The organism is uncultured Amnibacterium sp. (assembly GCF_964245895.1).
Taxonomy (GTDB): Bacteria; Actinomycetota; Actinomycetes; order Actinomycetales; family Microbacteriaceae; genus Amnibacterium.
Genome location: NZ_CAXTOQ010000249.1, coordinates 1 through 2,992, shown reverse-complemented (window position 1 = coordinate 2,992; position 2,992 = coordinate 1). Strand labels below are relative to the sequence as shown.

The 2,992-nt window shown below is 75.8% G+C and carries 3 protein-coding genes and 1 pseudogene; 3 read left to right on the top strand and 1 reads right to left on the bottom strand.

Features of this window, described 5'->3' with window-relative positions; genetic code table 11:
* The 3 genes and pseudogenes from ACFE60_RS18585 to ACFE60_RS18575 form a co-directional block, all read left to right on the top strand.
* A pseudogene (locus tag ACFE60_RS18585) lies at positions 1-297 on the top strand (ribose-phosphate diphosphokinase); the annotation flags it as partial.
* A 66-nt stretch (positions 298-363) separates the two neighbouring features.
* Positions 364-1,695 carry a CoA transferase gene (locus ACFE60_RS18580; protein WP_375390331.1) on the top strand — a complete coding sequence of 444 codons (1,332 nt, stop codon included), beginning with the start codon at positions 364-366 and terminating at the stop codon, positions 1,693-1,695.
* Positions 1,692-2,282, top strand: a complete 591-nt coding sequence (locus tag ACFE60_RS18575; protein WP_375390330.1) for a hypothetical protein — start codon at positions 1,692-1,694, stop codon at positions 2,280-2,282. The genes ACFE60_RS18580 and ACFE60_RS18575 overlap by 4 nt, the downstream gene beginning before the upstream one ends.
* 12 nt (positions 2,283-2,294) lie before the next feature.
* On the opposite strand, the gene ppk2 is transcribed toward ACFE60_RS18575, so the two are convergent.
* The coding region (gene ppk2 / locus ACFE60_RS18570; RefSeq protein WP_375390329.1) for a polyphosphate kinase 2 at positions 2,295-2,992 on the bottom strand (698 nt) is incomplete at its 5' end.

The window sequence follows — 2,992 nt, the reverse complement described above, 5'->3', positions numbered from 1 at the left end:
GTCGACGACATGATCGACACCGGCGGCACGATCGTGAAGGGCGCGGAGGCGCTGAAGGCGAACGGGGCGACCGGCGTGATCGTCGCTGCGACGCACGCGATCTTCTCCGACCCGGCCGTCGAGCGCCTCGCCTCGCCGGCGATCGACCGCGTGATCGTGACGGACACGCTGCCGCTCGCGCCCGAGAAGCGCTTCCCCGGGCTCGAGGTGCTGTCGATGGCGCCGCTCATCGCGCAGGCGATCCACGAGGTGTTCGAGGACGGCTCGGTCACGTCGATGTTCAACGGCGCGGCCTGACCCCTCCTCCGGGGCAGCGCGCGCTGTCGGGGTTCTCGCGGGCGGGGGCGCGAAGACTCGTCGACCATGATCACGCCGGTGCAGTCCGAGTCGGCCCGGCTGCTCGACGCCGAGCCGGTCGCCGCGGTCCGCGGCTCGACCGGGCTGCAGGCGGCGTGGGACGTCGACGCGCTCGCGACCGGGTCGGTCGCCGCGTTCGCGGACGCGGTCGTCGCGCTGCTGCGCGAGGCCGGGATCGGGACCTCGGCGGCTGTCGACGGCCCGCTCGTCGGCGCCTGGTTCCAGCAGGCGCTGCGGCCCGTCGGCTGGTCCCTCCCGTCGCCGTGGGACGCGGTCGCCGGGGACTACGCCGCCGCGGACGGCTGGATCCGGCTGCACACCAACGCGCCGCGGCACCGAGCCGCGGCGATCGGGGTGCTCGGCACGGCGGCCGACCGGACGGCCGTCGCCGATCGCGTCGCGACCTGGCGCGCGGACGACCTCGAGACCGCGGTGGTGGAGGCGGGCGGCGCGGCCGCGGCCATGCGCTCGCCGGAGGCGTGGATGATCCACCCGCAGGGCGCGGCCGCCCGGCGGGAGCCGCTCGTCGACCGCCTCCACTCCGTGCCCGCCAGCACGGTCTGGCATCCGCAGGCCGCGCGCCCGCTGGCGGGGGTGCGCGTGCTCGACCTCACGCGGGTGCTGGCCGGGCCGGTCGCGACCCGCGCGCTCGCAGCGCTCGGCGCGACCGTGCTGCGGGTGGACCCGCCCGACTGGGACGAGCCCGCGGTCGTGCCGGAGATGACCCTCGGCAAGCAGACCGTGCGGCTCGACGCCCGCACGCCGGCGGGCCGCGAGCGCCTCCAGGACCTGCTCGCGGGGGCGGACGTGCTGGTGCACGGCTACCGGCGGGGTGCTCTCGACCCGATCGGGCTCGGCGACGCGGACCGGCAGGACGTCCGGCCCGGGCTCGTCGAGGTCGCCCTGACCGCCTACGGCTGGAGCGGGCCGTGGACGGGGAGGCGGGGCTTCGACTCCCTGGTGCAGATGTCGTCCGGCATCGCCGAGCGCGGGATGCGGCTGGCCGGCGCGGACCGGCCCGTGCCGCTGCCGGTGCAGGCGCTCGACCACGCGACCGGGTGGCTCATGGCGGCAGCGGCCGTCGCCGGGCTGCGCGACCGCCTCCGGGGCGGCAGCGGCTCCCGCGCGACCCTGTCGCTCGCGCGGACCGCGGCGGAGCTGCTGCCGGCGCAGCCCGGAACGGCGAGCCCGCCCGCCGGGCTCCGGGGATCGCGCATCCCGACGCCGTGGGGGGAGGCGGACCTGCTGCCGCTGCCGGTCGCGGTCGACGGGGTCGACCTGCGCTTCGATCTCGGCCCGTCCCCGCTCGGCAGCGGGGAGCCCGCCTGGCCCGCATGACGGACCCGGGGGTCGTCGTGCTCGTGGAGGGGCGCAGCGACGCCGCGGTCGTGCGGCTGCTCGCCGCCCGGCGATCGATCGCGGAGGAGGGCTGGCTCCTCCTGCCGACCGGCGGCGCGATGGGCGCCTCCCGGGCGCTGCGGACGCTGGCGGCACGGCCACCGGTCGTGCTGGGGCTCGGGGACGCGGGGGAGGCCGCGCACCTCCGTCTCGCGCTGACCGGGGCGGACGACGCCCTGTTCGTCTGCGATCCCGATCCCGATCTCGAGCACGAGCTGCTGCGGGCGCTCGGCGAGCGGGCGGTGCTCGAGGTGCTCGGCGGGACGGGCGACCTGCGGTCGTTCCGCACGCTGCAGGGGCAGCCGCAGCACCGCGGGCACGCGTGGCAGCAGCAGGCGCACCGCTTCCTCGGGGCCGGCTCGGGGCGGAAGGAGCGGATCGACGCGGCGCTGGCCGCGCGCCTCGAGCCCGGTGCCGAGCCGCCTCCGCTGCGGGCGCTCCTCGATCGTCTCGCCTCGTTACGGCCCGATTCCCGACCCGCCGCAGCTCGGCCGCCCGCCGACGGCGCGTCGGCGGAACCGGCCTGAACGACGAAGTGGTCAGGCAGCGCTCGGGGCCTGCTGCGCCTCGTGCTCGCCGACCTCGTAGACGACGGACGGCGGCCCGACGACCCGGCCGTCCGGCTCACCCACGATCTCGGCGTCCTTGTCCGCGTAGGGGAAGCGGGCGAGCACCCAGCGCATGGCCTCGAGGCGGGCCCGCTTCTTGTCGTTGCTCTTCACGATCGTCCACGGCGCCTCGGACGTGTTCGTCGTCGCGAGCATCGCCTCCTTGGCCGCAGTGTACGCGTGCCACTTGTCGAGGGACGCGATGTCCATCGGCGACAGCTTCCACTGCCGCACCGGATCGACCTGCCGGATGGCGAACCGCGTCAGCTGCTCGTGCTGCGACACGGAGAACCAGAACTTGATCAGATCGATCCCGTCGGAGGTGATCATCCGCTCGAAGCGGGGGGCGTCGCGCAGGAAGCGGTCGTACTCGGTCTCGGAGCAGAAGCCCATCACCCGTTCGACGCCGGCGCGGTTGTACCAGCTGCGGTCGAGCAGCACCATCTCGCCCGCGGCCGGGAGGTGCTGCACGTAGCGCTGGAAGTACCACTGCGTGCTCTCGCGCTCCGAGGGCTTCTCCAGCGCGACGACGGAGGCGCCCCGCGGGTTCAGGTGCTCGGTGAACCGCTTGATCGTGCCGCCCTTGCCGGCGGCGTCGCGGCCCTCGAAGGCCAGCACCTGACGACGGC

Coding starts and splice junctions, on each gene's coding strand:
- ACFE60_RS18580 (WP_375390331.1), top strand. CDS start 364: ATGATCACGCCGGTGCAGTCCGAGTCGGCCCGGCTGCTCGACGCCGAG.
- ACFE60_RS18575 (WP_375390330.1), top strand. CDS start 1,692: ATGACGGACCCGGGGGTCGTCGTGCTCGTGGAGGGGCGCAGCGACGCC.